The sequence below is a fragment of the Microcoleus sp. B7-D4 genome (assembly GCF_036705125.1).
Lineage (GTDB): Bacteria > Cyanobacteriota > Cyanobacteriia > Cyanobacteriales > Microcoleaceae > Microcoleus.
Map to the genome: position 1 here is coordinate 25832 of NZ_JAUBTT010000036.1, position 16340 is coordinate 42171.

Annotated in this window: 15 protein-coding genes; 6 read left to right on the forward strand and 9 right to left on the reverse strand. The window is 46.6% G+C overall.

What is annotated here, in order from left to right; genetic code table 11:
* Nucleotides 1-20: 20 nt before the first annotated feature.
* The 4 genes from QUB12_RS16110 to QUB12_RS16125 all read right to left on the reverse strand — a co-directional run bounded on the left by QUB12_RS16110 (nt 21) and on the right by QUB12_RS16125 (nt 3430).
* Complete coding sequence (locus tag QUB12_RS16110) at nt 21-770, reverse strand: NrtR DNA-binding winged helix domain-containing protein (protein WP_333307583.1); 750 nt, start codon at nt 768-770, stop codon at nt 21-23.
* Nucleotides 731-1330, reverse strand: coding sequence for a nicotinate-nucleotide adenylyltransferase (locus QUB12_RS16115; RefSeq protein ID WP_333307586.1), 600 nt, complete (start codon nt 1328-1330; stop codon nt 731-733). Before QUB12_RS16115 ends, QUB12_RS16110 begins: the two co-directional genes overlap by 40 nt.
* Nucleotides 1331-1634: 304 nt before the next feature.
* A complete protein-coding gene (locus tag QUB12_RS16120; RefSeq protein ID WP_333307589.1) occupies nt 1635-3038 on the reverse strand; it encodes a nicotinate phosphoribosyltransferase in 1404 nt (467 codons plus the stop codon).
* Nucleotides 3039-3235: 197 nt separating this feature from the next.
* Nucleotides 3236-3430, reverse strand: coding sequence for a hypothetical protein (locus tag QUB12_RS16125; RefSeq protein ID WP_333307594.1), 195 nt, complete (start codon nt 3428-3430; stop codon nt 3236-3238).
* 108 nt (nt 3431-3538) lie between these two features.
* Here QUB12_RS16125 and QUB12_RS16130 point away from each other — a divergent pair, with 108 nt between their 5' ends.
* From QUB12_RS16130 to QUB12_RS16145, 4 genes are all read left to right on the forward strand, one after another.
* The gene (locus QUB12_RS16130; protein WP_333143642.1) at nt 3539-3688 is read left to right on the forward strand and encodes an isochorismate synthase; all 150 of its coding nucleotides are present in this window, start codon (nt 3539-3541) and stop codon (nt 3686-3688) included.
* Nucleotides 3689-4770: 1082 nt separating this feature from the next.
* A complete protein-coding gene (locus tag QUB12_RS16135) occupies nt 4771-6558 on the forward strand; it encodes an NHLP bacteriocin system secretion protein (RefSeq protein WP_333307597.1) in 1788 nt (595 codons plus the stop codon).
* Nucleotides 6559-6837: 279 nt separating this feature from the next.
* Nucleotides 6838-9048 (forward strand): NHLP family bacteriocin export ABC transporter peptidase/permease/ATPase subunit, encoded by a 2211-nt coding sequence (locus QUB12_RS16140; RefSeq protein ID WP_333307600.1) that lies wholly within the window; start codon nt 6838-6840, stop codon nt 9046-9048.
* Nucleotides 9049-9342: 294 nt separating this feature from the next.
* Nucleotides 9343-12312: an NHLP bacteriocin export ABC transporter permease/ATPase subunit gene (locus QUB12_RS16145; protein ID WP_333307603.1), complete on the forward strand. Its 2970-nt coding sequence runs from the start codon at nt 9343-9345 to the stop codon at nt 12310-12312.
* 166 nt (nt 12313-12478) lie between these two features.
* On the opposite strand, the gene QUB12_RS16150 is transcribed toward QUB12_RS16145, so the two are convergent.
* The 5 genes from QUB12_RS16150 to QUB12_RS16170 all read right to left on the reverse strand — a co-directional run bounded on the left by QUB12_RS16150 (nt 12479) and on the right by QUB12_RS16170 (nt 14091).
* A complete protein-coding gene (locus QUB12_RS16150) occupies nt 12479-12619 on the reverse strand; it encodes a hypothetical protein (RefSeq protein ID WP_333143638.1) in 141 nt (46 codons plus the stop codon).
* Between the two features lie 146 nt (nt 12620-12765).
* A complete protein-coding gene (locus tag QUB12_RS16155) occupies nt 12766-13026 on the reverse strand; it encodes a hypothetical protein (protein ID WP_333143637.1) in 261 nt (86 codons plus the stop codon).
* 64 nt (nt 13027-13090) lie between these two features.
* Nucleotides 13091-13324 carry a hypothetical protein gene (locus QUB12_RS16160; protein ID WP_333143636.1) on the reverse strand — a complete coding sequence of 78 codons (234 nt, stop codon included), beginning with the start codon at nt 13322-13324 and terminating at the stop codon, nt 13091-13093.
* A gap of 76 nt (nt 13325-13400) precedes the next feature.
* Nucleotides 13401-13640: a hypothetical protein gene (locus QUB12_RS16165; RefSeq protein WP_333143635.1), complete on the reverse strand. Its 240-nt coding sequence runs from the start codon at nt 13638-13640 to the stop codon at nt 13401-13403.
* Between the two features lie 46 nt (nt 13641-13686).
* The gene (locus tag QUB12_RS16170) at nt 13687-14091 is read right to left on the reverse strand and encodes a Nif11-like leader peptide family natural product precursor (protein ID WP_333143634.1); all 405 of its coding nucleotides are present in this window, start codon (nt 14089-14091) and stop codon (nt 13687-13689) included.
* A gap of 465 nt (nt 14092-14556) precedes the next feature.
* On the opposite strand from QUB12_RS16170, the gene QUB12_RS16175 reads away from it, so the two are divergent.
* Entirely contained in the window at nt 14557-14946 is a 390-nt protein-coding gene (locus QUB12_RS16175) for a CVNH domain-containing protein (protein WP_333143633.1), read from the forward strand.
* Between the two features lie 309 nt (nt 14947-15255).
* Nucleotides 15256-16340 (forward strand): serine/threonine-protein kinase (locus tag QUB12_RS16180; protein ID WP_333307624.1); only part of this gene is annotated, 1085 nt, incomplete at its 3' end.

Genomic DNA, 16340 nt, shown 5'->3' on the forward strand with positions numbered 1-16340 from the left:
GAATGTCATCTAAGTAACAGCTAAATAAAAACCAACGGCTTATTTTTTAAAGGAGCAAAAGCGGCCGCATCAAAGCGGTACAAACTAGCAGGGCGGCCAGCCCCCCGCGAAACCTTAACACCGGTATCGCACAAAAAACCCAATTTTAACAATCGAGATCTAAAATTAGAATAATCCGAAAAACTTTCCCCCAAAATAGTTGTATAAAGCTGATACAAATCGCTCAAAGTAAAAACATCCGGCAAAACTTCAAAAGCTACCGGACTGTATTCAAGTTTGTTACGCAGTCGCCGGTATCCGTATTCGAGAATTTGATTGTGATCGAAGGCCAGCTTAGGAACTTGTTGCACGGGATACCAAGCAATGCCGCCGACGCGGTGGCCCACACCCGCCACTACACTCCCAGCAATTAACTCAGCTTCCTCAAAGCGAACCAAAGCAAAATAACTCACCGAAAGATAACGATCGCCCCTGGTAATTTCCCGAGGATCGCGCCCCGGTTCTCCGAAAGTATACAATTGCTCCAGATACAAATTTTTTACCCGAATTTTCTCAGACAAAATTCGGTAAGCCGCATTTTCAAGAGACTCTCCGTCCCGCACCAAAGTACCAGGAAGACTCCAAGAATCCATAAACGGTTCGTCTTGCCGCATTACCAACAGTACCAACAAGCGGTTCTGCACGGCATCGACGGAAAAAATCACATTATCTACTCCTACTTTAAAGTCAGCTAATGAGCAACCTTCGCTCTTTTTCGTGCCTCGTGCCATGCGTACAAATGCTCCCTATTGATGTAATCTTCGATGGTCGGAGTCAGGGCTTGGGTGTCTCCTGTTTCCCGATAGAAGGTAGAAGAAACATTGGGACCATTCAAAGATGCGATCGCCACCTCTGCACCCATGCGCCTCAACTGCCACAAATCTAATTGTTCTGACGGATAACCCGGTCGCGGTACTATCAGCAAGTCCACTTGTTTTAACAATTGTTCAAATTTGTACCAGCGAGACAGTTGCCCCACCAAGTCAGAACCTATTACCAGTGTCAAATCTGCATCCTGCCACAGCAATCTTGCTTGTTCCACAGTTTCCACCGTCCTCGGACTGCTGAGTTCTGGATGCAAGCAAAGATTGTGTCTGGGCGAATTAATTTCTTGAATCATTAACAGCAGCATTGCCGATCGGTGTTCTAGAGAAGTTTGGTGCGACTTAAAAGGATTGTCCGACGCCCAAACTGCTACCCAATCAAAATGTTGGGAAAGCCAACTCAGAATTGTTTTGTGTCCTGCTGTGGGTGGATCGGCACTGGTTCCAAAAAGAGCAATCTTCTGCATAGGGAATCGGTAATGGGTAATTGGGAATGGGGAATTGAACTACATACTAATGACCAAAGCGTGTCAAATTAATATCAAACGTAGTTCCAGCCTGCTGTTTGATAATTAACCCCTCGATCCCCCCTAACCCCCCTTAAAAAGGGGGGGACTGGATCGATCAAAGTCTCCCTTCAAAAAAGAGGGGACTGTCAGCTCTCAAAGTCCCCCTTCTTAAGGGGGATTTAGGGGGATCGAGGCTAAGCTGGAAGCGAGATTTACCATGGATTTTAGTCTTAAGTTAGCACCAATAACCACTGACTAATAACTAATGACTCTTTTTCGTTTTTTGGGTGAGACTCTGCAAATCTGTAGAAATTTCCACATGCGGCGAAATCGGGTTGTCAAGTTGGCGAGTTTCGGGGCGAAGACTGGCGACAGAAGCAGCAGTTCGTTTGGCGATATCGTCCAAACTTTCCGGCTTCTGCACTCGTGTGCCGTCCTTTACAACCAACTCCATTAATGGTAAGTAAGAATCGCAATTGTGAATAGTTTCTCCCGACAATCCCAAACAATCTGTGAGAATTTGCCCATTTTCAATATGTCTAAAAATTTGCTTTCTTCCTGGATATGTTACCTTGCCGCTTGCCTCTTTCATCACCGGAATTCCGTCAATTTCCACCAACTTATAAACACCGTTCACAGGGGAACCGCTGACCAACTTCGTTCCCAAACCGTAACCGTCAATGCAAGCGCCGCTACTTTTTAATTTAGCAATTTCTCGATCGTCCAAATCGCCACTAGCAAAAATTGGAACCCCAGGCAGGATCGATCGAACTTCCCGAGACAGCACCGCCAAATCGCCCGAATCCAGCCGCACGCCTTCCAACTGCATTTCACCGCTGTTTACTCGATCGGCCAACATCCGCGCCGCCGCCACAGTATCGTAAGTATCTATCAGCAGTGGCGCCCCCGGAAAATAGCGGTGAAAAGCTGCAAACGCCTGATTCTCGCTGCCTTCGAGGGCGGCAACAGCCATTACCAAAGCATGGGCGATCGTACCTACAGGTTTGCTGCCTAACTTCAAAGCAGCCAAAACATTAGAAGTTCCGTCGAACCCCGCAGCCAGGGCAGCCCTAGCAGCCCATACAGCAGCTTGAGGCCCAAAAGCCCTCCGCGTCCCGAATTCTAGCAATTTAGCCTCCGGGCCCGCCACATCGCGCAGCCGCGCTGCCCGCGTCGCAATCAAAGTTTGATAATTTATGGCATTCAATAAATAAGTTTCCACTAACTGAGCCTGCCACAGAGGAGCCTCAATTCGCAGCAGAGGCTCGTTGGCAAACACCGCCGTCCCCTCCGGCACCGCCCAAACATCGCCAGTAAAGCGGGCTGTGGCGAGTAAAGTCCAAAATCGTTCCGGGGCGCCAGCAAAAATCCCAGTGGACTGCAAAGCCTGAATTTGCGCCGGCGAAAACCGAAATTTTTCCAAATAATCGATAACTTGAGCCAAACCCATCGCGATCGCGTAGCCAAAACCCTCTGGCAGCCTGCGCGCGAACAACTCAAAACTCGCGGCCCGCCCGTCGAGCCCTTCCCCGACATAACAAGCGGCCATCGTTAGCTGGTAGAGATCGGTCAAAAGGCTGTAATCTGCTGAGGAAACCGTCAGTTCCCGGTCTTCTAAGATTTCTTCAAAACCTGTGAGCTGCAGGCTTTCTGTCGCAGTTTCCATAAGAAAAACCCCGGACAAACTTCTTTTTCTTAATTATAGTGACAAATACCATATCTTTTTGTAAACTTTTGATAAAGATTGCAGATATTTGTCGGAAAAATTCGCTGATTATGCCCTTTAATAGCGGATTTCGGTTAATTTGGAGAGTAATATTATGGTAAAACCCATATAAATACTTAATTTAACCAACTCAGGAATTAAGCATAAACACTCAAGCGTTGCGGGTTTTTTGCGAAAATATTTCGTTGCAGCCCTTGAATAGAGTTAGACAACGCGGTTTCTAAGCGTCGGGAGGGCGATCGCGACTGCTTGAGTTGAGCAAGGAAAAATCTACCACCAAAAGGTCGATCGTCCAAAAATGCGTAATTTCTCCAAGCTTCAGCTTGCTTCATTGTTGCAGACCAATAAGTAATTCAAATAAATATTGCTAAAGTCATCCACCGCCCAAAAATCTGAGTAATATTAAAAGTATCAGAACTCAGACAAGAGAGGCAGATTCTATGAATCTTTCTAAATCTTTGGCAAACGCGATGCGTTACGTTTCGGAAGCAGCGGTGCGGATTTTTAGCCCCAGCGATGACAACTATCCCAATAGTGGAGTTCAACCTTTTGAAGGTAAGCTTTCCAAAAGTTCTAAATCCAAAGAATGAACAGCCATTCCCGCCGTTTCTAGCGAGTTCGGCACAGGCATTCAGTTTAACAGTCAACGGTTAACAATTAACTGTTGACTGTTAACTTTTGACTGTTGATTTTGACCGAAAGCATCCAGGATACCCGCCACGTGATTCATTCCTTTGCAGACTCAGGACGGAGAAATCAAAAACCTGTATCCGATAAGCAAGCCCCCGAATTTATCCGTGGGGTCAATGCTTCAATTCTTTAATCTAAAATCGATTGACTGTTAATAGTAATTGTAGGTGCGGTTTCTCTTAGGATCGCGAATTAAATAATTTACACAAGTTTGTGGGTTGGGCGGGACGCCCGCCCTTTCTGGACGGGCGGGCGTCCCGCCCTTTCTGGACGGGCGGGACGCCCATCCCACAAGAACCATCACGCATTGTAAGTTATTTAATTCTCATTCCTTAGTTCTACCCAACCTACAATTACCAATCACCAATTACACTGAACTTCCCCAATAGATAAAAGGTATATTCAGTGTAGAGTAAGCTTTTTAAAGAAAGATTCGGGCGCCCGGTTTACTGCGTATAAGTTAGAGAAACACAAGCAAAACTAGAACCTTTTGTTGCACTGGGGTTGGTTCACTAATTTTATCAAAAATCAAACTATATAGCAATCCTTGCAGGTGTCGTAAATGTTTTACCCACCTCATTGAACAAATCGCACCACATTTTAAGTTGCTACTTCGATACTTTAGAGTAATTCTACCCATTGACCAAAGTGTTTTTAGCTTAACTGGTGACCAATGTGTAGGCCCTGGCTGCGGGCGATACCTAGCCGAAAGTTCGGGTCATTCCCCCGTCTGAAGACTGGCTGTACGCTGGTCTTTTTGTTAGCTGAAAACTCTACTGTTAGTTAGGTCTTACGAGGGTTAATTGTCGTAAAGTGATTTTACAGGCAAGCTGCAAACAGGAGTGAGAACATTCAAGTAATTGCACGGAAGCTTTGAACGTTTGTTGGGAAATTGTTTGTGCCTCAATTGACTTGCAAGGAATTTCCCTTTCAAATACACCCCTGCTTACAGCCGCGATCGCACTCTCGAAAGGAATAGCTGATGCAGGTAAAACAAAACAAACTTTTCACTACTGAAGCGATCGATCGCTTATCTTCACCGGAACGCCTTGACCAAATGATGCAGGTGGTTAGTCCTCGATCGTGGCTGCCACTAACTGCAATTGGCTGTTTAGTTGCTGCTGCGGGGGTTTGGAGTGCGATCGGGCGAATTCCGCTGACTGTTTCCGGTCAAGGCGTGTTGCTTCTGCCCCGCCGAGTCGTGCAATTTCAAGCTGCTAGTTCCGGTCAATTGGTAAAGCTAAATATCAAGCCGGGAGATGTTGTTAAACGGGGTCAGGAAATCGGTAGAATTGATAAACTAGACCTCAAGCAGCAGTTAGAGCAAGAAAAAGCGAAATTAGCCCAACTGCAAGGGCAAAAACAAGATACTAATAAGCTGCAAAAACAGCAAATTGCCCTGGAATTAAAAACGCTAGAACAGCAGCAAAAAGACCTTCAAGAAAGCTTGAATAGGGAGTCAGTTGCACCGATACTGCACCAGCAAAGTATGGCGGCATTAGAGCAAAAACGGCAAAGTTTGGAAGAAAGTTTGCGTCGAGAACAAATTGCGCCGGTACTGCGGCAGCAAACTCTGACAGCCTTAGCAGAAAAACGCCAAAGTTTGGAAGAAAGTTTGCGGCGAGAACAAGTTGCACCGATATTGCGGCAGCAAACTCTGGCCGCGATCGCCAAAAAACGCGAGAGTCTTTTGCAGCGAAAACAGCACATCACTTCTTTGGTGGAAACTTTACAGCAGCGGTTTGAAACTCGCCGCGTTCTTTACGAACAAGAGAGGGCGATCAGCGAGGATGTAATGCTGCAAGCGAGACAGGAATTCGCGGACTCTCAGATGCAACTGGCGGATATTGAAACGCAGTTAAAAGAACTCGACGTTCAGAAAACCAATAGCGATCGCGAATTCCTGCAAAATCTCAATAAAATTGACGACCTCAAAAACAGCCGGCAGCAACTCAAGGTAGAAGCTACCAATACCGAACGGGAGTACCTGCAAAATCTCAACCGCCTTAACGAAATTAAAAACAATCTCCAAGAACTTAAAGTTCAGAAAAGTAACACCGAACGGGAGTACCTGCAAAACCTGAATAAAATTGACGAAATCAAAACTAAGATTAAAGACATGGAAACCCAAGCGGTCAAACTAGCTCAACAAGATTTAGAGAAGTCGATCGCCCAAACAAATCAAATTCAGGAAGTTAAACGCAAGATTGCCCACTTGCAGAATCAGTTGACAGCCGACAGCAAAATTACCAGCCAATACGACGGCCGCGTTTTAGAAGTTAGCGCCGTTGCAGGTCAAATACTGAACATCGGTACAAGGATCGGGACAGTTGAATCTAAAAATTCTCGCGAAAAAATGGTCAGTCTTGTTTATTTTGCTGACAGAGACGGCAAGCAAATTAAACCGGGAATGACCGTACAAGTTACCCCTAGCGTCGTCAAGCGGGAACGCTACGGCGGCATTGTCGGCAAAGTAACCCAAGTTTCTCCTTTTCCGGTTACTAATCAAGATATGTCGTCAATTATCGGCAATGAAAATTTGGCTGACAGCATCGCAAAAAACATAGCTGGTGGCGGTGCTCCCGTGCAAATATTTGTGGAATTGCAACAAGATCCGAACACTATCAGCGGTTACAAATGGTCTTCCTCGAACGGGCCTCCTCTCAAGATTTCCCCCGGTACTACTGCGCTAGTGCGGGTTCAAATCGGGCAGTTAGCGCCGATTTCTTACGTGATTCCTATTTTTCGGTCTTTGACAGGAGTTTATTAATTTAGGACTAAGGCTAACTGTCACACTCCCATCGACTTGTAGGGTGCGTCAGACGAAGTTCTAGAATGATTATCGAGGATTTCGGGTCTAACGCACCTTACTATTAAACCGACCGTCTCTCTTGTTTATATCGAAGTCTAGATCCCCCCTAACCCCCCTTAACAAGGGGGGGACAAGAGCAGTCAAAGTCAACCCCTACTCCCCAACAATCAGGGGGATTTAGGGGGATCTAGACTCGAATACAAGCAAAGTTTATTATGGATTTTAGCCTTATAACAGATGAAAACTCCCTGGATTGACAAGTTTTTTACACCGCGCAAATTAAGGCGAGTTCGTACTCCCACGCTGCTGCAAATGGAAGCAGTAGAATGCGGTGCTGCTGCTTTAGGAATTATTTTAAGTTACTGCGAACACCCAGTACCTTTAGCTCAATTGCGGAGCGAGTGCGGCGTTTCTCGCGATGGCAGTAAAGCTTCTAATATCCTCAAAGCAGCCAGAATTTACGGCTTAGATGCTAAAGGGTTTAAAAAAACTGTCGAAGAGTTGAAAACTGTACCGCCGCCTTTTATTGTTTTTTGGAATTTCAATCACTTTTTGGTAGTTGAGGGTATTAAGAAAAAGCGCGTTTACCTCAACGACCCCGCATCGGGGCCGAGGACTGTTTCCCTAGAAGAATTTAAGTCGGCTTATACTGGCGTTGTTTTGACTTTTGAGCCGGGGCCTGAGTTTAAAAAGGGCGGGAAAAAACCGAGTATTGCCAGTGCTTTAGATTCCCGATTGCAAAGTTCCCGTTGGGCGATCGCATTTTGTTTAATTGCTGGTTTATTACTGACTGTTCCCCGTTTGGCTGGCGCGGCATTTACCCAAATTTTTGTGGATGAAATTCTCGTCGAAAACCGTCACGAGTGGCTGCGACCTTTAATATTAGGAATGTTGTTTGCCGCTGCTATTCAAGGGTTGCTAGCGCGGATGCGGCTTTTCTATTTGCGGCGGCTGGCAAACAAGCTTGCGATTTCGATGTCGGGACAGTTTGTCTGGCATACGTTGCGCTTGCCTGTGGGATTTTACGCCCAGCGGTTTGCAGGTGAAATTAGCAGCCGCTGCCAAGTTAATGATAAGGTTGCTGAAATTTTATCGGGGAAACTTGCTGCAACTGCGATCGACGCAGTGATGATGGTTTTCTATGCGATAATTATGGTTATGTACGACTGGGTATTGACCAGTGTTGCCGCTGTTTTTGCGGCCTTAAACTTTCTGGCACTGCAATCTTTATCCCGCAGTCGCGTCGATGCTAACACCAGATTAGCTCAGGAAACAGGTAAGGTTGGCGGTGCTGCAATCGCAGGCATTCAATCTATAGAAACTGTCAAAGCTAGCGGTTTAGAATTCGATTTATTTTCTAAGTTTGCCGGGTACTATGCCAAAATGAGCAACGCCCAGCAAGAATTGGCTTTGCCCACTCAAGTATTGTCAATATTACCAGCATTTTTAACGGCATTAGCTGCAACTGCTATCTTAGTTGTCGGCGGCTTGCGGGTGATGAACGGCGGTTTGAGTATCGGGATGTTAATTGCCTATCAAAGTCTCACTCAGCAATTCCTCCGACCCGTCAACAATCTAGTCAATTTTGGCAGCACTCTGCAAGAATTAGAAGCCGATTTAAGCCGACTTGATGACGTTCTGCAAAACCCGATCGACCCCGAAACAGACCGCGATTCTTTTAATAGTAAAAACTGTCGCATCGCCCTTGCACCAGATTCTTTTCACCTGCAAGGAAGCATTGAATTGCGCGGTGTCAGTTTTGGCTACAGCCGCTTGGAAGCGCCGCTAATTGACAACTTGAACTTAACCGTAAAACCTGGTCAGCGGGTAGCGTTAGTGGGGGGAAGCGGTTCGGGCAAATCTACTATTGCCAAACTTGTGACCGGGCTTTACGAACCAATGAATGGCGAAATTTTATTTGACGGGGTTCCCCGCAATTTGATTCCCCGTTCTATCCTAGCAAATTCGCTGGCAATGGTCGAACAAGAGATATTTCTATTTGCCGGAACAGTTCGGGAAAATCTCACGCTTTGGGACCCGACAGTACCGGAAGCAGATTTAGTGCAAGCGTGCATTGATGCGGCAATTCACGAACTTATCTTGAATATGCCGGGAGGATACGATGCTCAACTCAATGAAGGGGGGACAAATATGAGCGGCGGACAGCGACAGCGCTTGGAAATTGCCAGGGCATTAGTGAGGAATCCAGCGGTGTTGGTGCTGGATGAAGCAACGAGTGCTCTGGATGCTGAAACAGAGTTAATTATCGATCGCAATTTGAGGCGTCGCGGTACTTCTTGTATTGTGGTTGCTCACCGTTTGAGTACGATTCGAGATTGCGATGAAATTATTATGCTCGCAGGGGGGAAAGTAGTTCAAAGAGGCACTCATGAGGAGTTGCAAAAGCTGGGAGGGCCTTATGCTCGTTTGGTTGGGAATGAACAATAAACAGCAGAAATACAGTAGCCAACCCGGTAGTCCGCCAGGGAATGAATTCCCTGTCTAATAGCTAAAGTCCTCTGAAGAGGACTGAAATGAGCGATGGTTTGATTGGGCTATTCAGTGTTGGCTATAGAGTCTTAGCTATTCAGTCGGTTAAAACCGACTTTAGCTATGAGACGGGGATTTTAATCACTCCTAGGATCTGTGGATTAGCCCGATCGATACGATCGCACTGTCTTCTTTGAGGCAAGGCTTTAAACCCCTGCCGGACTTGATATTACTACTCGCAAATTACTAGCTATGCTCGATCTAAATCCTGTTAAGAAACTGCACCGAATTAAAGGAAATGAACCGCTGCTGCTGAATGACCCGCATCAGGTATGGATTGTTAAGTCGGGCGCGATCGCAGTGTTTGCAGCCAAGATACAAAGTGAGAAGCCTGCGGGCAACCGCCATTATCTGTTCGGCGTCGGTGCCGGCGAGGCTTTGTTCGGCGCTGCTACCCCCCCCAACCAGGGCGGGCACGGGGGCACCGCCCCTACAAGGGGGGGAGAAAATTTAAAACCAGGTTGGGGACTTCTGGCGATCGCGATCGCCGAAACGGAACTGGAACCGATCGCGATCGCAGATTGTGCCGCTTTAGTTGCTGCTGGTGACAGCAAAACGCGATCGCTTGTGGAAGGGTGGATACAGCATTTGGGAGAACGAGTGATTCCCTACGGGATAGCTGCGCTTCACGCCCCGGAGGAAAAAGTTGCCCCAGAAACTGCGGTTGTCGCAGCAGCCTCGCAGCAGATATCGCTACTTCCCGGTCAAATTCTGCGATCGCCGCCGGAAACAGTTGTCTGGGTGCGCGTCTCGTCGGGCGATGCGAGTGTCGGGGAATTGCAGTTAAATTCCGCTTCCCCAGCATTTCCTTTGGCTGGGAATATGCTACTGGTGGCATCCGGGGAAGTTGAGGTGCAAATTTTCTCAACAGCAGAGGTGGAAAATGCCGACTGGCTGCCCGCGAGTTTAGCTTTGCTGCACGAGTATTTTTGCTGCTGCTTGAACTTGCTGGTTTCCCAGCAAAAAGCAGAGGACTTCCGCCGCTTTCAGGAACGCGAACAGCTAAACCGCCAAGTAACTCAGACAGCTTTGGGAGATTTAACCGAGGTTTTGCATCCCCGGAAAACTGCCTTGTCTGAGGAAGGAACGCCGCTGTTAATCGCTGCTGGGGCTGTAGGTAAGGCACAAAGTATAACCGTCAATCCCCCGGCGGGTTCCGAAGATTTGAGTCGAGTTAAAGATCCGATGGAGGCGATCGCGCGATCGTCCCAATTTCGCACCCGCCACGTGCTGCTGGCTGGGGATTGGTGGCGGCAAAACTGCGGCCCGCTATTGGCTTATACAAAGTCCGAAAATCGACCTGTAGCTTTGCTGCCCGGTAAGGGATCTCGCTATACTTTGTTCGATCCGATCGACCGCACTCGCAAACGGGTAACTAAAGCAATCGCCCAAGAGTTGTCGTCAGAAACTCTCATGTTTTACCGGCCCCTGCCGCTATTGCTTCACAACGCTGCGGAACTGTTTCGCTTCGGGACGAAGGGCTACGAAAAAGACATGATCGTTGCTTTCGGGCTGGGGATATTGGGAACGCTGCTGGGGATGGTGACGCCGCAAGCTACCTCGATTTTGGTCAATGATGCTATTCCTGACAGCGATCGTTTGTTACTGTGGCAGTTAGGGCTGGTATTGTTAGTTGCGGCGATCGGACGGGCTGTATTTAGCATGGCCCAAACAATTCTGACGCTGCGGATCGAAAATGCTGCCAGCGGCACTCTCCAGCCGGCAGTTTGGGATCGATTGCTGAGATTAAAACCGGCATTTTTTCGCAGCTATTCCTCTGGCGACTTGCTGACTCGCTTATTAGCAGTTAATCAAATTCGCGCCCAACTCAGCGGCGCGACGCAGCGGACACTTTTGAGCGCCATATTTTCCCTGCTGAATTTGGGGCTGATGTTTGTTTACAGCCTGCCGCTGACTTTAGTCGGAATTGGCTTAACTTTTCTGGCGGTTATAGTAACAGTCACATCGAGCTTGCTCTTAATCCCAAAAGAGCGGCAGATGGAAACAGGAGAAGGCGACATTAACGGGCTGACAGTAGAACTAATTAACGGAGTATCAAAGCTGCGGGTAGCTGCAGCAGAAGGGCGAGCCTTTGCAGCTTGGGCGAAAAAATACAGCAAACAAATTAAATTAAGAACTGGCATTAAACGAATTGACGACAGCGTTTCTGTATTTAACGAAGCGCTGCCGTTAGTTAGTTCTATTCTGATGTTTTGGTTTGCAATTGTGTTCATGCAAACCTCTCAAACAGAAGGCAGCGGACTGAATATGGGGACGTTTCTCGCTTTTAATTCCGCCTTCGGAACCTTTCTTTCCGGCGTCACAGATTTGAGCAATACCCTAACTGATATTTTAGGAATTGTACCGCTGTGGGAGCGAGCCAAACCGATCGTCCAGGGAATCCCGGAATCTGACCCGACAAAAGCCGATCCGGGGCGCTTAAAAGGTCAAATTACTGTCGATAGGGCAACTTTCCGCTACCGGGAGGACGGGCCCCCAATTTTAGATGATGTCAGCATCAATATTCAACCGGGAGAATTTATCGCGATCGTCGGGCCGTCGGGTAGCGGTAAATCAACATTATTTCGGCTGTTATTGGGATTTGAAATAGCACAAAGTGGCACTGTTTATTACGACAATCAAGATTTAGCAGGCCTCGACGTTCAAGCTGTGCGGCGGCAGTTAGGAGTAGTGCTGCAAAACGGCAGAATTAATGCTGGTTCGATGTTTGACAATATTACCTGCGGGGCGATGGTAACGCAGGAGGAAGCTTGGGAAGCGGCGCAAATGGCCGGTTTAGCCGCCGATATCGAACAAATGCCGATGGGAATGCACACGGTTGTCAGCGAGGGAGGCACGAATCTTTCGGGAGGACAGCGGCAGAGATTGTTAATTGCGCGCGCAATGGTTGTCAAACCAAAGGTTATCCTGATGGATGAAGCTACGAGTGCTTTGGATAACCGCACCCAGGCGATCGTTACTGAGAGTTTGGATAAGTTAAATGTGACGCGAGTTGTCATCGCCCACCGCCTGAGTACGATTCGCAATGCCGATCGTATTTATGTAATTGAAGCCGGCCGCTTGGTGGAATTTGGTTCCTTTGAGGAATTGGTAAAACAGGGAGGATTATTTGCTAGATTAGTGGCGCGGCAGATAGAGTAGGGATTCAAGGTAAAACCCTTATCAAGAACGGGCAAGATGCCCGTTCCACAAGAAATTCACTCTTTGTGGAACGGGCATCTTGCCAGTTCATAAAAGCCTGCTTAAAACTGGTGCAACATCTCAGTTACATCCGTTATATTCCGTACATTGATAGTTGCAGAACTGCTTATTGTTTTGTTAGCAAATCGGGCAACCACAACAAAATTAGCAATAGCAAGCAGGCGATAACTAAGCCAACGCTAAATATTGTTGTGCTGCCCCGATCGGGGGCTTGCTGCATCAGGTATAGTGGCTGTATTGCATTCATATTTTCTGTAGATTTGGATTGTTGTATTTGTCATTTTGTAACAAAAAAGCAATCGCAGAGTATACGATTGCTTTGCGAATTTTAGCCTCATCGATCGCGTTACAGTTGGCAATTACAAGTGGCTCATTACAAGCAACTCATTTCTTCTATCCGCGATCGAAATTCCTTAATGCTTCAAAGAATTCCATACTGATAGCGGGGCCTTTAAAATGAGGTCGGGGACTGTTGCTTGTGACCACAGGCATACCGGCAGCCCGAGCGCGATCGGCCATATTAGAATGACCACCCGCGATCGCTTCGAGATCCAAGTCGTTCAATTCTCGATCGGTTGAATTTCCCAATTCGGATGCTGTGAGTTTGGACGACTCGGACGGTAATTCTTGCAAAAAGTGATTGTTGCTTTCCATCAGATGTTTTCTCCTTGGATGTTTAAACTCAGCAGAAGCGCGATCGCTTCTAGTTACAAGCAGCTCATATCTTCCGTCCCAAATAGGACAGCGTTTCTTCAGTTATTTGGAAGACCGGACCCATACGCAACAAAAAGTCGGGCTTTGGACCGCTGGCTGTGATAGTACGGATACCGCCTGCGATCGCATCTAATTCCGTATCATTCAATTCTTGATTAGTTGAGTTATCCGGTGCGGATGCTGTGATTGCGGACGACTCGGAGGGTACTTCTTGCAAAAATCGATTGTTGCTTTCCATCAGATGTTTTCTCCTTCGATAATTAGTGAAATTTGCTTCCAAAAGCGATCGAACCAACTCCTAGCAAAGTTGGCTGCTATCCAGCCTTTTTACCCGCTATGTGGCTAGCAAAATCGCTAGCAAAATCCTCGGTCGAAATTCTCTCGGTCGGACCGTACCACTGGAGCCTACTCCAATTGAAAAACGTAAGACCGCCTGCGATCGCATCTAATTCCGTATCGTCCAATTCTTCAGCAACAGGATTGGCTGGCGACTGTTGCTGTTGTACGGCAGAATCTCGATCGACTTCTTGGCAAAACTGATTAGTGCTGTCCATCTGATTGCTCCTTTTGATTTCGGTGTTGTATTAAGACAAAGATTACCTACGGTGTTGGAGTCGCCGCACCGACTACAGCTCCAGAAATAGCTCCTTTTGCGGATTCCTTAAAGGGGTCTTCTCCTGCGAAAAGACCGCCGAGAAATCCACCTAGAGCACCTAGAACTGCTCCTATACCAGCTCCGATAACTCCTGCGCCAGCAACAGCCTCCAATTCACTGTCAGACAACTCGCCTGAAGTATCTGACTGGCTCTGATGCTGAGCAGTCACCGACTCCAGCCACTCAGAAACCTCTGTTGAGGAGAAACTGTAGCTTTTTTCTTTGCCCAGGGCTACCGCTTTATTCACTAAGCTTTCCCGATCCGTTACCGATTGGAACTGTAGCTGGAGTTCTGGATCTTGCGAGACTTCTTGAAAAAAATGATTGACGCTTTCAAATTCAAAAGACATGAGATTTGCTCCTAATTGAATTGTTAAGGAAGTAACTCCTTATTTGTTTTTTCCAGCTAGGCTAGTGCTGGCCTATGCGTAAATTTAGTTTAGGAAATTACCCAGCTAAAGTAGCTAGCTCCAAGTTTAGTTTTGAACCTATAAAAACAACAGAGCTTTAACTCACCTTTAGTTGAGGAGATTACCTGAACTTTTGGTTAGGTATCGAATATTCCACGGAACTATAGACTGGTAATACTCCGTTTCTGTGCAATGAGTAAAGCCTGCGTTCCATACCTCCGTAAGTCTTGTATAAGCAATGACAGCCTATATTTGAGGGCGACATCCAGCCAAAAGTTTAGGATTTTACCTCACAGAGGCTGAGTCGCCAACTGACTATTTGGCTAAGTTCATACTCAACTAAAAGCTAGAAGGTTTTTAGGGTTATTATCTTACGCTAAAAATAGTAAATCAACAAAAAAAACCATGAAATTCATTAAATTGTTTGGAGTGTCGGCTTCAATCGTACTATCGTTCTCCATCTTTCAGCAGCCGACCCATGCTCAAAAAGCAAGTACCTTTGCTACCAGTTGCACGGATTTTTCAATCAATGGCGCTCAATTATCTGCAACTTGTGACAAAAAAGATGGCACTAATCAGCGCACTTCCATTACCATTCAAGGAGTTCATAATAAAAATGGACAACTGGTACAAGGCAATATTGGGGAAGCAAGTACGTTCAACCGAACTTGCACAGACTTCGGTATTAATGGATCTCAAATTTCTGCCAATTGCCGCACATCTAGCGGTGATTATCGGCATTCTTCTGTCACATTACTGGGAATTAATAATAACGATGGCAAGCTAATGTATTAATTATAGGAGGATTGAGCGTTTCTAAAGTCCGATCGGCAATTGTGAAAGTCCTAACCCAAGAGTCGTATAAACAAAGGGCGATCGAGATGCAAGAGGCGATCGGGCGGAGTCAAGCGCGCCGCTGACATTATCGAACAAGCTGTATTGACTGGGAAGCCTGTTTTGGCTTCTAAAATCTAAAATCTCAGATGTGGAGTCAAATCTAAAATCTAAAATCTAACATCTAAAATCGACTGATGGCTCACGCACATCTGGTGTGAGGAGCAAATTTATGCTATGTTCGACTGCAAAGTTGACCGCAGGCTGAATATGCTCACTTTTCCTGGCGTTGAAGTCACAGAACTCATCTACGAAAGCGCAAACTCCCTAGTTTACCGAGCATTCCGACAACCCGACTGTCTCCCCGTCGTGATCAAAGTCCTTAAAGAAAATTATCCCACACCCCAAGAACTCGCCCGCTATCGCACAGAGTATAAAATTACACAATCTCTGAATCTGAGTGGCTGTATCAAAGCCTATGATTTGCAGCCATATCAAAACACGCTGGTGATGTTTGTTGAGGATTTTGGCGGCGAATCCTTGAAAATTTGGATGCAGCAGCAAAAATTTAGTATTGCAGAATTCTTGCGAATTGCGATCGCCACAACAGAAGGTTTACAACAAATTCACAGCGCCCACATCATTCACAAAGACATTAACCCTTCAAATATTGTCTTCAATCCAGCTAACGGACAACTCAAAATCATCGATTTTGGCATTTCTACGCAGTTGACGCGCGAGAATTACACCATCAAAAATCCCAACATTTTAGAGGGAACTCTTGCTTATATGTCGCCGGAACAAACCGGCAGGATGAACCGAAGTTTAGATTACCGCACGGATTTTTATTCCCTGGGCGCTACCTTTTACGAACTGCTGACATACCAACTGCCTTTTGACACTAACGATGTGCTGGAATTAGTACACAGTCATCTCGCTAAACAGCCCTTGTCTCCATCTCAGGTGAATCCTGAAATTCCGCAAATTCTTTCCGATATTGTGATGAAGTTGATGGGGAAAAATGCTGAGGAGCGCTATCAAAGTGCGATCGGCATTAAAGCGGATTTAGAAGAATGCTTAAATCAACTGCACAGCAATAACAATATATCCTTTTTTTCGCTAGGATGTCAAGATATTTCTGATCGCTTTCAAATTCCGCAAAAACTTTATGGCAGAGAGCGAGAAATTGATAGTTTACTAACAGCTTTTGAAACAGTCAGCAGTCACAGGCAAGATGCCTGTGCCACAAGCAGTCACAGGCAAGATGCCTGTGCCACAAGCAGTCACAGGCAAGATGCCTGTGCCACAAGCAGTCACAGGCAAGATGCCTGTGCCACAAGCAGTCACAGGCAAGA